Annotated in this window: 12 protein-coding genes; 7 read left to right on the top strand and 5 right to left on the bottom strand. The window is 63.7% G+C overall.

The genetic code is table 11. The annotated features are described in order from the left end of the window. Nucleotides 1-82 precede the first annotated feature (82 nt). Together tsaE and B3873_RS09645 are read left to right on the top strand one after the other, a co-directional pair. A complete protein-coding gene (tsaE, locus tag B3873_RS09650) occupies nt 83-568 on the top strand; it encodes a tRNA (adenosine(37)-N6)-threonylcarbamoyltransferase complex ATPase subunit type 1 TsaE (protein ID WP_286865596.1) in 486 nt (161 codons plus the stop codon). Next, nucleotides 532-1,893, top strand: a complete 1,362-nt coding sequence (locus B3873_RS09645) for an N-acetylmuramoyl-L-alanine amidase (protein WP_286865585.1) — start codon at nt 532-534, stop codon at nt 1,891-1,893. Before tsaE ends, B3873_RS09645 begins: the two co-directional genes overlap by 37 nt. A 98-nt stretch (nt 1,894-1,991) precedes the next feature. Here the strand turns inward: B3873_RS09645 and B3873_RS09640 are convergent, their stop codons facing one another. Beyond that, complete coding sequence (locus B3873_RS09640; RefSeq protein ID WP_204727166.1) at nt 1,992-2,654, bottom strand: VTT domain-containing protein; 663 nt, start codon at nt 2,652-2,654, stop codon at nt 1,992-1,994. A 514-nt stretch (nt 2,655-3,168) separates the two neighbouring features. Between B3873_RS09640 and B3873_RS09635 the strand changes: the two genes are divergently transcribed. The 4 genes from B3873_RS09635 to B3873_RS09620 all read left to right on the top strand — a co-directional run bounded on the left by B3873_RS09635 (nt 3,169) and on the right by B3873_RS09620 (nt 9,891). Then, nucleotides 3,169-6,186, top strand: coding sequence for a sensor domain-containing protein (locus B3873_RS09635; RefSeq protein ID WP_286865582.1), 3,018 nt, complete (start codon nt 3,169-3,171; stop codon nt 6,184-6,186). Between the two features lie 453 nt (nt 6,187-6,639). Next, on the top strand, nt 6,640-8,613 hold the full coding sequence (locus tag B3873_RS09630) for a methyl-accepting chemotaxis protein (RefSeq protein WP_286865580.1): 1,974 nt from the start codon (nt 6,640-6,642) through the stop codon (nt 8,611-8,613). 233 nt (nt 8,614-8,846) lie between these two features. Further along, complete coding sequence (locus tag B3873_RS09625; RefSeq protein WP_414651533.1) at nt 8,847-9,440, top strand: biliverdin-producing heme oxygenase; 594 nt, start codon at nt 8,847-8,849, stop codon at nt 9,438-9,440. 4 nt (nt 9,441-9,444) lie between these two features. Then, nucleotides 9,445-9,891: a YbaN family protein gene (locus B3873_RS09620; protein WP_286865578.1), complete on the top strand. Its 447-nt coding sequence runs from the start codon at nt 9,445-9,447 to the stop codon at nt 9,889-9,891. Nucleotides 9,892-9,950: 59 nt separating this feature from the next. Here B3873_RS09620 and mgrA read toward each other — a convergent pair whose 3' ends face one another. The 4 genes from mgrA to B3873_RS09600 form a co-directional block, all read right to left on the bottom strand. Continuing rightward, the gene (gene mgrA, locus B3873_RS09615) at nt 9,951-10,985 is read right to left on the bottom strand and encodes an L-glyceraldehyde 3-phosphate reductase (RefSeq protein ID WP_209533971.1); all 1,035 of its coding nucleotides are present in this window, start codon (nt 10,983-10,985) and stop codon (nt 9,951-9,953) included. Between the two features lie 174 nt (nt 10,986-11,159). Beyond that, on the bottom strand, nt 11,160-12,710 hold the full coding sequence (locus tag B3873_RS09610) for an ATP-binding protein (protein ID WP_134223818.1): 1,551 nt from the start codon (nt 12,708-12,710) through the stop codon (nt 11,160-11,162). Beyond that, nucleotides 12,694-13,407, bottom strand: a complete 714-nt coding sequence (locus tag B3873_RS09605) for a response regulator (RefSeq protein WP_034331706.1) — start codon at nt 13,405-13,407, stop codon at nt 12,694-12,696. Before B3873_RS09605 ends, B3873_RS09610 begins: the two co-directional genes overlap by 17 nt. 24 nt (nt 13,408-13,431) lie before the next feature. Then, nucleotides 13,432-14,769, bottom strand: coding sequence for an ABC transporter substrate-binding protein (locus B3873_RS09600; protein ID WP_209583415.1), 1,338 nt, complete (start codon nt 14,767-14,769; stop codon nt 13,432-13,434). 414 nt (nt 14,770-15,183) lie between these two features. On the opposite strand from B3873_RS09600, the gene B3873_RS09595 reads away from it, so the two are divergent. Continuing rightward, nucleotides 15,184-16,491 (top strand): ABC transporter substrate-binding protein, encoded by a 1,308-nt coding sequence (locus B3873_RS09595; protein WP_198516453.1) that lies wholly within the window; start codon nt 15,184-15,186, stop codon nt 16,489-16,491. Nucleotides 16,492-16,508: the final 17 nt, after the last annotated feature.

Here is a 16,508-nt window from a genome sequence, read left to right as displayed (position 1 = left end):
GGGGTGAGTGGACATGAGCGCTTGAACCTTCAGACTAGAACCTTGTAACGAACCATCCCGGATGACCCAGAACAGCATGAGCATGCAGCGACTTCACCTCCACCTGCCCGACGAAGCGGCCACCGCCCGCCTCGGGGCCGACCTGGCCCAGGTGCTGGCACCGGGCCTGGCGATCTACCTGCACGGCGACCTCGGGGCCGGCAAGACCGCGCTCACGCGCGCCCTGCTGCACGCGGCGGGCTACCAGGGACGGGTCAAAAGCCCGACCTACACGCTGGCGGAGCCTTATGAAGTTTCCTTCGCAGGCCGCATGGTAACAGTCATCCACTTCGATCTGTACCGCATGGCCAGCCCGGAAGAATTTCTCGATGCCGGTTTTCGTGAACATTTCAACGAAAACTCCGTCTGTATCGTCGAATGGCCTGAAAAGGGCGATCCGGTGTTGCCGCCACCGGACATACACGTCAACCTGTCGCTTGCAGGGGACGGTCGTGATGTAGAATTGCGTGCGTTGTCCGACAAGGGTCATCAATGCCTCGCTCGACTGAAATTCGCTCCCACCCTGTGAAGTCCAAACCCCGCCGCACCATCCTCAAAGCCGGCGGCGCGCTGTTCGTCTCCGTCGTCACTCCCCTGCCCGCCCTGGCTTCGCAGATCCTGGCCGTGCGTGTCTGGCCGTCCGAGGACTACACCCGCGTCACGCTGGAAAACGACAGCGACCTCAAGGTCACCCACTTCGTGGTCAAGAACCCGGAGCGCCTGGTGGTGGACATCGAGGGCATCGACCTCAACAGCACCCTGAAGGACCTGGTCGCCAAGATCCAGCCCAACGACCCCTACATCAAGCAGGTACGCGTGGGCCAGAACCGGCCCAGCGTGGTGCGCCTGGTGTTCGACCTGAAGGACGAGATCAAGCCGCAGGTCTTCACCCTGGCCCCGGTGGGCGAATACAAATACCGCTTCGTCATCGACCTGTACCCGGCCGCGCCGCCGGATCCGATCGCCGCCCTCATCCAGAAGGGCGAGTGGAACAAGGAAAGCCCGGCCACCCCGCCGCTGGCGCAGGCCCCGGCCGCACCGCCCAAACCCGATCCGGCCCCGCTGGCCGAGATCAAGCCGCAGCCGGAAGACAAGACCGAGCGCAACCCCAAGGTGGTGCCGGACGAGCCGCGCATGCAGCTGACCCGCATGATCACCATCGCGCTGGATCCCGGCCACGGCGGCGAAGACCCCGGTGCCACCGGCGCGCGCGGCAACCGCGAGAAGGACGTCGTACTGTCCATCGCCAAGCGCCTCAAACGCAAGATCGAGCAATACCCCAACATGCGCGTCATGCTGACTCGCGACGCCGATTTCTTCGTGCCCCTGGGCCAGCGCGTGGTCAAGGCGCGCAAGGTGCAGGCCGACCTGTTCGTGTCGATCCATGCGGATGCCTTCGTGCAGCCGACGGCGCGCGGTTCTTCCGTGTTCGCCCTGTCGGAAAAGGGGGCCAGCTCCACCGCCGCACGCTGGCTGGCCAACAAGGAAAACTCGGCCGACCTGATCGGCGGGGGCAACATCAAGACCCATGACCGCCAACTGGCCAGCGTGCTGCTGGACCTGTCGACCACGGCGCAGATCAACGACAGCCTGCGCGTGGGCAATGCGGTGCTGAAGGAAATTGGCGGTATCAACAAGCTGCACAAGGGGGCGGTGGAGCAGGCCGGCTTTGCCGTGCTGAAGGCTCCGGACATTCCCAGCATCCTGATCGAGACCGCCTTCATCTCCAACCCGGAAGAAGAAGCCAAGCTCACCGACGAGCGCTATCAGGAGCAGATGGCCGATGCCATCCTGACCGGCATCCGCAACTACTTCGCCAAGAACCCGCCGCTGGCCAAGAACCGGCTGACCTGAAGTAGCGGGTCAGCCGGCAGACAACAAAAAACCCGGTCCTGCTCTGGCAGACCGGGTTTTTTGTCGGGTGCGGCGTCGGTGCACCGGGGACGCGGCGCTCAGGCGTTGCTGACCTTGCGCTTGCCGCGCAATTTGCGCCACAGCTGCCACAGCGCCCCCAGCACGATGGGAACGATGGCACCGACGATGCCGATGAGCACCAGCGTATTGAGGTTCTCCCGCACCACCGGAATATTGCCGAACAAGTAGCCGAGCACCACCAGGCTGACCACCCACAGGAAGGCACCCAGCACGTTGAACAGTTGGAAGCGCGCAAAGCTCATGGCCGAGACGCCGGCGATGAAGGGCGCAAAGGTGCGCACGATGGGGGTAAAACGGGCGATCACGATGGTCTTGCCACCGTGTTTTTCATAGAAGCTGTGGGTCTTGCGCAGGGCGTCGGGGTTGAGCCAGCGGTAGTTGTGGGTATAGACGCGTTGTCCGACCCAGCCGCCGATCCAGTAATTGAGCGTGTTGCCGGCCACCGCGGCGGCGATCAACAGGCCCATCAGCAGCCAGATGTCCATGGCCCCCAGCGCACAGAAAGTACCGGCGATGAACAGCAGCGAATCCCCCGGCAGGAAGGGCAGGACCACCAGTCCGGTTTCACAGAAGACAATCAGGAACAACACCGCATAAATGAGCGGGCCGTACTGCTCGATCAGGACGCCCAGATATTTGTCCACGTGCACCAGCACGTCCAGCCACTGCAGATAATCCATAAAGCCCAATCTTTGATGATTCATCAAGGCCGGGGCTCCCCATCGCCGCGCGGCCGGATATTTCCCTTCAGCAACTCCGTCGGGACCTATCGCACAGGCAAAGCGATCTCGCGCACCTGCGCAGGCATCATACAACACTCACCCCGCCGCAACTCAAGAAGCCCGGATACCGGCCGATAAAATCCTTGAGGAAACTTGCCGCAAGAAGATCCTCACACAAGATCGCAGCGCGTTGTGTGGCGGCCCGCCAAGGCCGCCGCCCGCACGCACAACCGGAAGGATTTGGCATATGATCAATGTCAGGTTCGTTCAGTTTTGATGAGGCAAATATGCATCATCAAGCATGTTCTGCGCCTTTCCGCGGCGCGGTCGCTGGCGGCAAGGCAGACGGGACGGCGCTGACGGGCGGGCAAATGGAAGCCACCGGGGGAAAACGGGGAACCCGGGCAATCGCAACTCCGCACTGCATGAGGCAAGACGCACGGGCGTCAATACCGGCCAGAGGGGGCGCTGTATGGGGAGCCAGGAGTCATTCGTGGGCCAGTTCGATCATCCGTCGCAGCCGCAGGGAGATCACCAGCGCCTGCGCGAGGAGGAACGCGAGGCGCTGCTGGGCGCGCTCTGGCGTTCCATGGCCATTCTCGAATTCGCTGCCGATGGCAGCATCCTCGATGCCAATGACAAATTCCTCGGCATGCTGGGCTACCAGCGGCATGAAGTGGTGGGCCAGCATCACCGCATGCTGTGTGACCCGCTCTCTGTCGAGACCGAGGACTACCAGCGCTTCTGGCAGCACCTGCGCCAGGGCGAGGTGATCGCCGGTACGCTGCAGCGGCGCAGAATCGACGGCACCATCGTCTGGCTGGAAGCCCTGTGCAGTCCGATCCTGGATGGCAGCGGCCAGCTGCGCAAGGTGATCTCGGTGGCGGCCGACATCAGTTCGCACATCGACGATTCGCATCACAGCAACAATGTGCTCAGCGCCCTGAACCGCTCGCTGGGCGTGGTCGAACTCTCGCCCCAGGGCATGATCCTGGCGGCCAACCGCAACTACCTCAAAACCATGGAATACCTGGCCGACGACCTGATCGGCCAGCCGCACAGCGTGCTGTGTCCGCCCGGCTATGCCGACAGCGAGGAATATGCGATCTTCTGGCGCGATGTCTGCAGTGGCCGCTTCTTCTCCGGCCGTTTCCCGCGCCGCACGCGCAGCGGCCGCACGATCTGGTGGGAAGCCACCTACTCGCCCCTGCTCGATCCCCAGGGCAAGACCGAGCGCGTGATCTGCATCGGCAACGACGTCACCTACCGCGTCACCCGCGAAAAGAGCGACCGTGAACACCTGCACCTGCTCTCGCTGGGCATCAACGAAACCGACAATGCCGTGCTCATCACCGACGAGCAGAACCGCATCGTCTTTCATAACACCGGGTTCACCCGCATGCTGGGCTTCCAGAGCCAGCAGACCATCGGCAAGCTGCCACGCGAGCTGTTTGCCAGTCACCCGACGTTCGTCAAGTCGATCGAGCGCTGCCATGGCGAGCTGCTGCAGGGACACAGCTTCCACACCGAGGAACTGATCCACGACCTGCACGAACAGCCGGTCTGGATTTCGGCGGTGGTCAATCCCATCCTCGACGTGCAGGGCAAGCTCATCAATGCGGTCTGCGTGATGACCGACATCACCAATACCAAGGTCCATGAAGTCCTGCAGTACCGCGTGCTCAACGCCATGGCCCGCGATTCCTCGCTGGCCGAGCAGATGAACCTGCTGTGCGAGGAAGTCGAGCGCGTCGCGCCCGAGGTGATCGCCTCGGTGCTGCGCGTGGATGAACACGGCCGCCTGCATACCCTGGCCGCGCCCAGCCTGCCGGAAGCCTACACACGCGCCATCGAGGGCATCCAGATCGGTCCGCTGGTGGGCTCCTGCGGCAGCGCCGCCTATACCGGCCAGAGCGTGGTCTCGGAAGAGATCGCCACCGATCCGCACTGGGCCGACTACAAGGAAATCGCCTTGAGCCACGGCCTGCAGGCCTGCTGGTCAACCCCGATCAAGTCGGCCGATGGCAAGGTCATCGGCACCTTCGGTTTCTACTATCGCCAGCCGCGCGCGCCGAGCGCCTTCCACCACCTGCTGGTGGATGCCGGCCTGCACCTGTGCGCGCTGGCCATTGAACGCGAAGCCTCGCGGGCGCGCATCCACCAGCTGGCTTTCTATGATTCGCTGACCGGGCTGCCCAACCGCAGCCTGCTGCTGGTACAGGCCGGGCAAGCGATCGCGGCAGCCGAGCGCAACCGCAGTATGGTGGCGGTGATGTTCATCGATCTTGATCGCTTCAAGCAGGTCAACGATTCGCTGGGCCACCAGGCCGGCGATGAACTGCTGCGCACGGTGGCCACGCGGCTGCAATCACAGGCGCGCCGCTCGGACATCGTCGGCCGTCTTTCCGGCGACGAGTTCGTGGTGGTGCTGACCCAATACGACACCGACCACCTGACCGAAGTGGTCAAGCGCATCCAGGAACGGCTGGCCATGCCCTGCCACATCAACGGCACGCCGCTCAATCCCTCGGCCAGCATCGGGGTGGCGATCTTCCCCGACAACGGCCACGACATCGAGACCCTGCTGCATCGCGCCGACATCGCCATGTACCAGGCCAAGGCCGTGAACCGGGGACGTTTCAGCTTCTTCAGCGAGGAGATGAACAGCCTCGCCCAGGAACGCCTGGTGCTGGAAGGCGCGCTGCGTGATGCCTTGCGCGGCGGCAGCTTCGAACTGCACTTCCAGCCGCAGATCAACCTGCACGACCTCAGCCTGCACGGCGTGGAAGCGCTGGCCCGCTGGTACGATCCGCAATTGGGGCAGATCTCGCCGGGCCGCTTCATCCCGATTGCCGAGGAATGCGGCCTGATCGGCGAGCTGGGCAAGTGGGCGCTGGAAGAGGCCTGCTTCCAGCTGGCTGACTGGCGGCGGCGCGGGATCCAGGTGCCGTCGGTTTCGGTGAACCTGTCGGCCACCAATTTCCACGATCTCGACCTGCCGCAATTTCTCACCGGCCTGCTGCGCCGCTACAGCCTGGCACCGACCGACCTCACGCTGGAAATCACCGAGACCGTGCTGATGGATACCAACCCCAGCACCAACCAGACCATCGCCGCCGTGCATGCGCTGGGCATTCCGCTGGCCATGGATGACTTCGGCACCGGTTATTCCAGCCTCGGCTACCTGCGCAAGCTGCCGGTCTCCGAACTCAAGCTGGACCAGAGCTTCGTGCGCGACATGGCCAAGGACGAAGCGGTGAGTGCCCTCACCAACGCCGTCATCCGCATCGGCGAAAGCCTCAAATTGACCGTGGTGGCCGAAGGTGTGGAAGATGCCGACCAGTACCGGCTGCTGATCAGCCAGGGCTGTGACGTGGCGCAGGGCTATTATTTTTCGCGGCCGATGTCGGCCGATCAGCTGGAAAGCTGGGTGCGGGATTACCGTGGCGAGAATGCCGCTCCACCGGGGGCGACAGGACCGCGCGGCTGAACTTGGAGAGAAGGAAATACAAGCAGGCAAGAACAATCGAAAGTTCCATGCAAAAAAGGCACTTTCTCGCCGGAAAAACAACAGCACAGTTACATGTGGGCGCAAACATTCGAAGTATTTCGATGCAGCGCAAAATGCTGACGATATACTGACTCGCTTCCCCGCAAGTACCGTGATTTCAGCATGAACGTTGGGCCTCCCTGCAAGGAAGGCCCCTGACGTGAGTGACCGCGTTGCATTGCCGTTTCGGCAATCCGATGCAGCATGCCGCTCCTCCGGCCAAGCTGTCATCGGTACGCAGGCACTGTGTTGCAGGACCTTCCGGAAGACGGAAAGAAGGAGGGCAAACGATGGCGAGATGAGCGCGTTGTCAGCGATCGCCATCGGTCCTCGGATGGTTTTGGTTCGGTATTTGCTTTTCCACACCCTTTGACTTCAAGAACAACAACAGCCATGGCTAATGCAATGTCTGATGCGCGCGGCGCATCCCTTTTCCACCGCTCCGTCGGTGCAAAACTGACTGCCATGACGGTAGCCCTGGTGGGCATCGTCTTCGTGATCGCACTGATGCTGATCACTTACTCCGCTTCACGCATGGTGGAATCGCGCTCCATCGAACAGATGGGCAACGACGCGCGCGGCGTGGCCAATATGGTGGGCATCTTCGACCGCTCGGTGAACAGCCAGGTGGACCGCTTCTCCACCATGTTCGACAAGGAATTCGGCAAGCTGACCCTGGACGAAAGCCGCACCGTGCAGATCGGCGACCGCGCCACGCCGGTGCTGTCCAACGATGGCCGCGAACTGAACCTGGATTTCTCCATCCCCGACCGCTTCACCGCCCACACCGGCGTGACCGCCACCATCTTCGCCAAGACCGGCGATGACTTCGTGCGCGTGTCAACTTCCGTCAAGAAAGAAAACGGCGAACGCGCCGTCGGCACCCTGCTTGACCGCGCCCATCCCGGCTATGCCGCCCTGAAGTCCGACAAGACCTACAGCGGCGTGGCCACCCTGTTCGGCAAGCAGTACATCACCAAGTACGTGCCCTTCAAGAATGACGCCGGCCAGATCATCGCCGCGCTCTTCGTGGGCATCGACATCTCGGCCGACGTGAAGGCGCTGAAGGACCAGATCAAGTCGCTCAAGATCGCCGAGACCGGCAACTTCTATGCGCTCAATGGCCGCGAAGGCAAGGACCAGGGCGTGATGATTGCCGGTGCCCCGCGCGAGGGCAAGGAAGAAGGCGGCAACCTGATCGAGGCCAAGGATGCCGGCGGCAACACCTACATCAAGACCCTGGTGCAGCAGAAGGAAGGCCAGCTGCGCTACACCGGCAGCGATGGCCGCCAGAAGATCGCCGTCTTCACTCACTATGCCCCGTGGAACTGGGTCATCGTCGGTGAAGCGGCGGTCGATGAGATCACCCGCGAAGTCAACTCGATGCGCAATCTCTACATTGGCCTGGGCCTGCTGTTCCTGGCGGTGCTCGGCGCGATCCTGACGGTGATGATCAACCGCATGATCACCCGTCCGCTGGATGCGGTGTGCAATGCCGCCGACCGCATCGCCGGTGGCGACCTCACCACCCGCCTGCACGTGCACAGCAGCGATGAGATCGGCCGCCTGATGGGCGCCTTCAACGGTATCAGCATGGGCCTGTCGGAAGTGGTCTCCAGCGTGCGTGCCGGGACCGAAGAAATCAACACCGCCGCCAGCGAGATCGCGGCCGGCAACCTCAATCTGTCTTCGCGTACCGAGCAGCAAGCGGGTGCACTGGAAGAAACCGCCTCGGCCATGGAAGAGCTGACCTCGACCGTGAAGCAGAATGCCGCCAATGCGATTCAAGCCGATGAACTGGCCGGTTCCGCTTCGGAAGTCGCCAGCCACGGCGGCGACGTCGTGGGTCAGGTGGTGCAGACCATGGATGCCATCAACAGCTCCTCGCAACGCATCGTCGACATCATCAGCGTGATCGATGGTATCGCCTTCCAGACCAACATCCTGGCCCTGAACGCGGCAGTGGAAGCGGCCCGCGCCGGTGAGCAGGGACGCGGCTTCGCGGTGGTGGCTTCCGAAGTGCGTTCGCTGGCCCAGCGCAGCGCCCAGGCCGCCAAGGAGATCAAGCAGCTCATCGACAACTCGGTCTCCAAGGTGGCCGATGGCGGGGTGCTGGTGGCCCAGGCCGGGCAGACCATGGAACAGATCGTGGCCAGCATCCGTGACGTCAGCGTGATCGTCAGCGAAATCGCCCATGCCAGCAGCGAACAGAATGGCGGCATCCAGGAAGTGAACCTGGCCATCACGCATATCGACGAAGGCACGCAACAGAATGCAGCGCTGGTCGAACAGGCGGCGGCCGCTGCCAAGTCCTTGCAGGATGAGGCGCACCGGCTGTCGGTGCTGGTCGGCGGCTTCAAGATGTAGCGCCACCTTCGTCATTCTGACGTGCCCGCCTCGTCAGAATGACGAAAGCGCTGACACCCCCCACGGCCGGCCCCGCGCGCAAGCGGGTCTGGCCGTTTGCGTTAAAATGGCCGACGCAGTCAGCCTCTTCCGTCCTCCCGCAGGCCGGGTCTGCCAGCCGCGCCGCCCCAGGGCCATCGACATGATCGGCCCGCCGGATCTCCCGGGCGGCAACATGATGACCCGTCCCGACCATGATGAATCCTCTCTCTACCGCTCCCGCCCTGCTTTCGGCCCGTCTCAAGAATGAAACGGCCACGCTGCATGAGCAGATGCACGCCCTGATGGAACAGGCGCAACCCTTCGCCAGCCGCGCGCAGTACGTGCGCTTCGTGGCGGCGCAGTATCACTTCCAGCGCGATGTCGAACATCTGTTCGACGATCCGGCCATCCAGGCCGCCGTGCCTGACCTGCAGGTACGCGGCCGCGAAGCCGCTGCACTGGCCGACCTGGCCGATCTGCAGGCCGCGCCGGGTGAGGCCGTCATCGCCACCGGCAACGTGGCCATGCCTGAAGCGCTGGGCTGGCTCTACGTCTCCGAAGGTTCGACGCTGGGCGCGGCCTTCCTGCTCAAGGAGGTCAAGGACAAGCTGGGCCTGAGCGAAAGCTTTGGCGCGCGCAACCTGGCGGCTTACCCGGAAGGACGGGCGGTGGTCTGGCGGCGCTTCGTCAGCTTCCTTGATGCGCCCGGCCTCTCGGCGCAGGAACAGGATGCGGTGGTGGCCGGTGCCGCTGCGGCCTTCGAACGTTTTGGCGTGCTGTTGAAACGGCACTTCGCGCTGGACTGAGGCCATGGCGGACAGTCCGTCCCAACCGCCCCTGCCGCTGCCGTCCAGCCAGCTGGCCCCGCGCCGCACGCGCTGGCTGTGGCTGCTGCTGGCCTATGCCAGCCTCGGTATCGGCATCGTGGCCATCTTCATTCCCGGCCTGCCGACCACCGAATTCGTGCTGCTCTCCGCCTGGGCCGCCGGCAAGGGTTCACCGCGCCTGCAGCGCTGGCTGGAACAGCATCGCCTGTTCGGCCCGATGATCCACAACTGGCGCCACGGCCGCGTGGTGGCGCGGCGCGCCAAGATCAGCGCTTCCCTCATGATGAGCCTGTGCCTGGTCATCATGCTCTTCACCGTCAAGCGTCATTGGGTGATCGTGCTGGCCACGCTGGGCATGGCCCTGGGTGCGGCCTGGATGTGGTCGCGCCCGGAACGCGCGGAAGACGCCGAGCCCGGCGAACGATCATGAAAAAAGCCTGTCCCGCGCAAACGGGACAGGCTCTTCGTTGATGCACGTGCCAATCGGCGTCAGGTAATCGACGACGACACCTTCCACAGATCCACATCGCCATCAGTCGCATGCTTGTCGATGCTGGCCAGTTCCTCCTGCGTGAAGTCCAGCTTCTTGACCGCATCCAGCGAATCGTCGAGCTGCTCGACGGTGCGCGCACCGATCAGTGCAGACGTGACGCGCGCATCGCGCAGCACCCAGGCGATGGCCATCTGCGCCAGGGTCTGGCCGCGCTTGGCGGCGATGTCGTTCAGGGCACGGATGCGCGCCAGGTTGTCTTCCGACAGCATGCGCTGCGGCAGCGACGGCGCACGCGTCACGCGGGCGCCTTCCGGCACGCCACCCAGGTACTTGCTGGTCAGCAGGCCTTGCGCCAGCGGCGAGAAGCCGATGCAGCCCACGCCCAGTTCTTCCAGCGCCGGCAGCAGGCCGCTTTCAATCGTGCGGTTGAGCATGGAATAGTTGGGCTGGTGGATCAGCAGCGGCACGCCTTCGCTCTTGAGGATGGCCGCTGCCTTGCGGGTCAGCTCGGGCGAATAGGACGAGATGCCGACGTAGAGCGCCTTGCCCTGGCGATGCAGCTGTGCCAGCGCGCCCATGGTCTCTTCCAGCGGGGTGTCGGCATCGACGCGGTGCGAATAGAAGATGTCGACGTAGTCCAGGCCCATGCGCTTCAAGCTCTGTTCGCAGCTGGCGATGAGGTGCTTGCGCGCACCGCTGGGACCGCCATAGGGACCGGGCCACATCTGCCAGCCGGCCTTGCTGGAGATGACCAGCTCATCACGGTAGGGCAGGAAATCCTTGGCCATCCAGCGGCCGAAGTTTTCCTCGGCGGAACCGGCCGGGGGACCGTAGTTGTTGGCCAGGTCGAAGTGGGTGACGCCACGGTCGAAGGCGCGGCGCAGCACGGCGCGGCCGGTTTCGAAGTTGTCGACGCCACCGAAGTTCTGCCACAGGCCCAGCGAGACGGCGGGCAGCAGCAGGCCGCTGCGGCCGGTACGGCGGTAGGGCATGCGGCCATCGTAGCGGGAGGATTCGGCGATATAGCTCATGGGTCTCCTTGGAGAAATGTTCTGCGGGAAGAATCGAGGGGGAACTGCCTGAACTGCCACTTCCTGGGTGGTGTGCTGAAGTCTACGCTTCTCTCACTTATTCATTAAATGCAAAATTTTGATGCGATTGATCTGTCTGACAGATGAATCGCCAGGCCCGTTCCCGACGGATCTTCAGCGTGCCGGCAGGATGATGGTGGCGATCAGGCCGCCTTCCGGATGATTGCGCAAGAGCAGTTCGCCGCCATGGGCCTGCACGATGTTGCGCGAGATGCCCAGACCCAGGCCCATGCCGCCGCTGTTCTGGGCGCGTCCGTGTTCCAGCCGCACGTAGGGCTGGAACAGCGTGCCCATGGCGTCTTCCGGCACGCCGGGGCCGTGGTCGCGGATCTCGATTTCCACCAGGTCGCCACCGACACCGGCCGAGGGCCGGATGCTGATCTCGACCTTCTGGCCGTAATACAGGGCATTGTCGAACAGGTTGCCGATGGCGCGCTTCAGCGCCAGCGGCTTGGCCATGACGTTGATGCCGGAGGGCGTGAAGGCGATCTCGTGGCCGGCCAGGCGGGCATCGCGGATCATGCGCAGCACCAGCGCATCGAGGCGCACCTCGGTGCGGTTCTCGTGGATGTCGCTGTCCTTCACCGATTGCAGCGCGCCCTTGACCATCATGTCCAGCTCATCGAGATCATCGTGGAAATCGGTGCGCATGGCGTCGTCATCCATCAGTTCGGTGCGCAGCTTGAGGCGTGTGATGGGCGTGCGCAGGTCATGCGAGATGGAGACGAACAGGCGCTCGCGGTCTTCCAGATAGCGCTTGATGCGCTCGCGCATGCCGGAGAAGGCGCGTGCGGTCTTGACGTATTCGCGGCTGCCGGTCTCGGGCAGGCTGGGCACGGTCTCGCCCTTGCCAAAGGCTTCGGCGGCATCGGCCAGCGCGGCCAGCGGACGGGTGGTCCAGCGTACCACGAGGATGGTCAGCAGCAGGATCGCGGCCAGTGACAAACCCTGCAGCACCAGCCGGTCCAGCCACAACGGATTGTCGCTGTCGAGGAAATACGGGTTGGGCATGAGCGCGGCCAGGTAGATCCAGCGGCCGCTTTCGACCTGCATCTGGATCACCAGTACCGGGGCCGAGTTGGGCTTGGTCAGCAGGATGTGCTGCACCCAGTTGTCGGGCAGGTCGTTGACGGTGAGGCCATCGCTGGCTACCGGCAGGCCATCAGGCCAGGCGAAGGCCAGCCGCGCTTCGGGCAGAAAGGGCAGGTCTTCGCGCAGGGTCTGGGCGGCGACATCGATGGCCAGGTTGGCCAGGCGACTGTCGCCTATCGACTTGACCGGCACCGCGCTGCTGTTGGCGTTGATGAAGAAGCGCGTGCCACCCATCTCGCGCAGCTGCTGGATCATCAGCGGACGGTAGTTGGGCGGCAGGGTCATGAAGTAGCGGATCGCCGAAGCGGCGCTATGGGCCAGGTGCTGGGCGGCGGTACGGGTCTCGGCCTCGGACTTGCTGCGCAGCTGCACGGCCCAGATCAGGCCACCGGCCACCTGCGTGACCAGCACGCCAAAGATCATCACCACCGACAGGCGGCCCAGCAGGGAATCCGGCAGCATCCAGTCCAGCAGCGCAGCCAGGCGGCGGCGCAGGCTGGGAGGACGCGCGGCGGCAGCGGGGACAGCCAGCGCTGCCGTCTCCGCCGCCAGGCTCTCAGGCGGCTGCGGCACTGACGTCGGCCGAGAAGACATAGCCGGCACCGCGCACGGTCTTGATCAGGTGCGGCTGGCGGCCGCCATCGTTCAAGCGCAGGCGCAGCTTGCTGATCTGCACATCCAGCGAGCGGTCCAGCGGGCCGGCATCGCGTCCGCGGGTTTCTTCACAGAGCACGTTGCGATCGAGCACGTCGCCCGGATGTTCGACGAAATACTTCAGCAATTGATAATCCATGCCGGTCAGGGGCACGACTTCGCCGGCGCTGTCGGTGAGGGTGCGTTCCACGGTATCGAGCGAGAAGCCGGCGAAGCGGTAGTAGCGCGGGGCCGCACTGTTGTCGATGCCGATGCGGCGGTGGATGGCCTTGATGCGTGCCAGCAGTTCGCGCGGGCTGTAGGGCTTGGCGATGTAGTCGTCCGCACCCAGTTCCAGTCCGACCACGCGGTCGGTCTCATCCGAGCTGGCGGTGAGCATGATGACCGGCACGTTGGATTTGCGGCGCACCGCCTTGCACAGGGCAAAGCCGTCGGTGTCCGGCAGCATCACATCCAGGATCACCAGCGAGAGCTCATCGGCAAAGCGCTGGAACTCGGTCAGGAAGGCCGCGCCATCATGGGCCAGGCGCACTTCGTACTGGTTCTTTTCCAGATAGGCCTTCAACAGGGTGCGGGTCTTCTGGTCATCGTCGACGATCAATATCTTGCGCGTCATGTTGCTGCTCCATCTCCGAAATTCTTAATCGTTACGATTGCGGGCGAGTGTACGCGCAATCGCTGCAAGCCGTTTCTGGGTCTGTTCTTCGCTCAGGTTGCGGTCGAGGAAGAAGCGCTGCACCTCGGCCACGATGGCATCCTTGGTCGTATCGTCAGTGGCCATGCGGTGCACCAGGCTGGGCGCCTGCCAGGCCGGCCCCTTGCTGAAGGCGCGCCAGGAGTCGCGCGCACAGCGGTCCATGTGCGGATCGGCCGCGCGCAGCACGGGAATCGAACCCTTGATCCTATTGTATTCGGACTGCACGGCCGGCGACATGGTCAGCCGCGCCAGCGTTTCCTGCATGGGCTGGTGCGCATAGTTGCCGGCGAACATGGCCAGGGTGTCGGTACTGTAGAGGTGGAAGTCGCCCGTACCCGGCGCCGGTGCACAGCCGAACTGCTGGTCCACTTCCATGCCCCAGGCATTGAGCTCGCCCTTGGCCCAGTCCCCCATGATGAGCATGGCGGCCTCGCCGCTGACCATGCTGCGCGCCACTTCCGTCCAGGGCCGCTCGCGCACCGGCTGCGGCATGGCGGAGGCCAGGCTGCGCAGGCGCTTGAGGATATGCAGCATGCGCGCATCGAGATAGGCGGCCGGGCTCATTTCCACGAACAGGCGGCGGTAATAGGCGGGGCCGCTCTCGGCCAGCGCGATGTTCTCGAACAGCGTGGCCAGTTGCCAGGCCTCGGCACTCTGCGCCAGCGGCACGATGCCGGTGCCCTGCAGCTTCTTGACGATCTGGTCGAAGTCGTCCCAGGTCTTGGGCGGCGCGAGGTTGTAGCGCTTGAAGATGGCCGTGTTGTAGAACAGCGAGTTGATGCGGTGGATGCCCAGCGGCGCGGCCACCACGTGGCCGTGGTTGTTGAGCAGGGACCAGACGGTGGGGAACATCTGCTTTTCCCAGTTGCCCTGCACGGCCACGTTGTCCAGCTCCAGCAAGAGCCCAAGGTCAGCCCACTCGCCGAAGACCACGCCATTCAACTGCGTCACTTCCGGGGCACGATTGGCCAGCACCATGCTCTTCAATACCTTGGCGGCGCCCATGCCGGCGCCGCCGGGGATGGCCACGTCGCGCCATTGGATATCCTGTTTGGCCAGTTGATTGACCACCACGTTGATGGCCTGGCGCTCGCTGGCCGAAGTCCACCAGTGCAGCACCTGCAGGGCATTGCCGGTGGCCGGGGACGGCCCCGCTGCAGGCACCTGCGCATGGGCAGGCAAGGCAGCCAGCCCCAGCGCCAGCGCGAGCAGGCACAGCACGGCCAGCCCGAAGCGGGCCGGGCCGACGCGTGCATTCGCGGGCCGTTTCGTTTTTATCATGGGGGGTGCTGTCTCCAAACCGGAAGAGACTATAGCCGGGTGACTGCCATTGTGCAATTTGTGCAGCAGTGAGCCGCCACCGCACGCATCTTGAAAACGATGAACTCGGTTTAGCTCTTGTTAATAAATGTAAGACTGGTTCTGCTTATCTTATCCACAGGCGCGATCCGATGCTGCGCCCCATTCCCCTCTTGCCGCCTAGGTGAACCCACCCGCGCCATGCTGCAGGGCCTGTAAGGATATGTAATGCGCAAGGCGCGGCGAATCGACTTAATTTCGTTTTGAATCAAACACTTGCGGCACTCTCCCGCCAGCCGCTGCCCGGGCTCGCATCACATGCTGGCCGCTGCTACTGTCACGGCGTTTCGTGGCGCAGGGCTGCTGCGATCCCCACAAAAACCAAGGAGACCCAAGATGCAGACCGAACAAAAGGCTGGTCGTTTTTCCCTCATCCCATCGTTGCCGTCCTTCCCGCGCCGTCGCCTGCTGGCCGCCTGTGCCCTGGCCTTCGGCCTGACGGGCCTGGCCGCCGCCCCTGGCCAGGCAGGCACGCTGACCATCGAAAGCTGGCGCGTGGATGACCTGCCGCTGTGGCAGGAGGTGCTGATCCCGGCCTTCCAGCGCAGCAATCCGGGCATTACCGTCAAGTTCTCGCCGACCGCCCCGACCGAATACGATTCCAGCCTGGCCGCCCGCATGGCCGGTGGCACCGCCGGTGACCTGGTGGCCTGCCGCCCCTTCGACGTCTCGCTCTCGCTCTACAACAAGGGCCACCTGGAAAAGCTGGATGGCAAGCCCGGCATGGAATTCTTCGCGCCTGCGGCCAAGGCCGCCTGGCAGACCGATGACGGCAAGGACACCTTCTGCATGCCGATGGCCTCGGTGATCCACGGCTTCTTCTACAACACCAAGATCTTCAAGGAACTGAACCTGGAGCCGCCCAAGACGGAGGCAGAATTCTTCAAGCTGCTCGATACCGTCAAGGCCAACGGCAAGTACGCGCCCCTGGCGATGGGCACTTCCGAACAGTGGGAATCGCACCAGGTGCTCTTCACCAGCATCGGCCCCAATTACTGGAAGGGTGAAGAAGGCCGCAAGGCGCTCATCGCCGGCAAAGCCAAGTTCACCGATCCGCAATTCGTGGCCGCCTGGGAATACGAAGCCAAGCTCGGCAAGTACCTGCCCAAGGGCGCATCGGCCCAGACCTACAGCGACAGCCAGAACATGTTCGCGCTCGGCAAGGGCGCGGTCTATCCGGCCGGTTCCTGGGACATCGCCTACTTCAACGGCAAGATGGACTTTGCCGCCTTCCCGCCGCCGGTCCCCAAGAATGGCGATGCCTGCTATATCTCGGACCACAACGACATCGGCATGGGCATCAACAAGAAGTCCAAGAACAAGGATGACGCCTACAAGTTCCTGGCCTGGCTGGGCTCGCAGGAGTTTGCCGATCTCTACACCAACAAGGTCACCGGTTTCTTCTCGCTGTCGAACCACCTGATCTCGGTGAAGGATCCGATTGCCAAGCAGATGATGGGCTGGCGCAAGAACTGCGCCTCCACCATCCGCGTCAATTCGCAGATCCTCAACCGTGGCACGCCCAGCATGGAAAACGAGATGTGGAACGTCAACGCCCAGGTGCTCAACGGCAAGATGAGTCCGCAGGATGCGGCGGCCAAGATCCAGGCCGGCTTTGCCAAATGGTACAAGCCGCAACAATGACCTGAGGGACTGACCAA

The sequence above is a fragment of the Herbaspirillum sp. UBA812 genome (assembly GCF_002296545.1).
Lineage (GTDB): Bacteria > Pseudomonadota > Gammaproteobacteria > Burkholderiales > Burkholderiaceae_D > Herbaspirillum > Herbaspirillum huttiense.
This window is presented reverse-complemented; position numbering and strand designations above follow the sequence as displayed.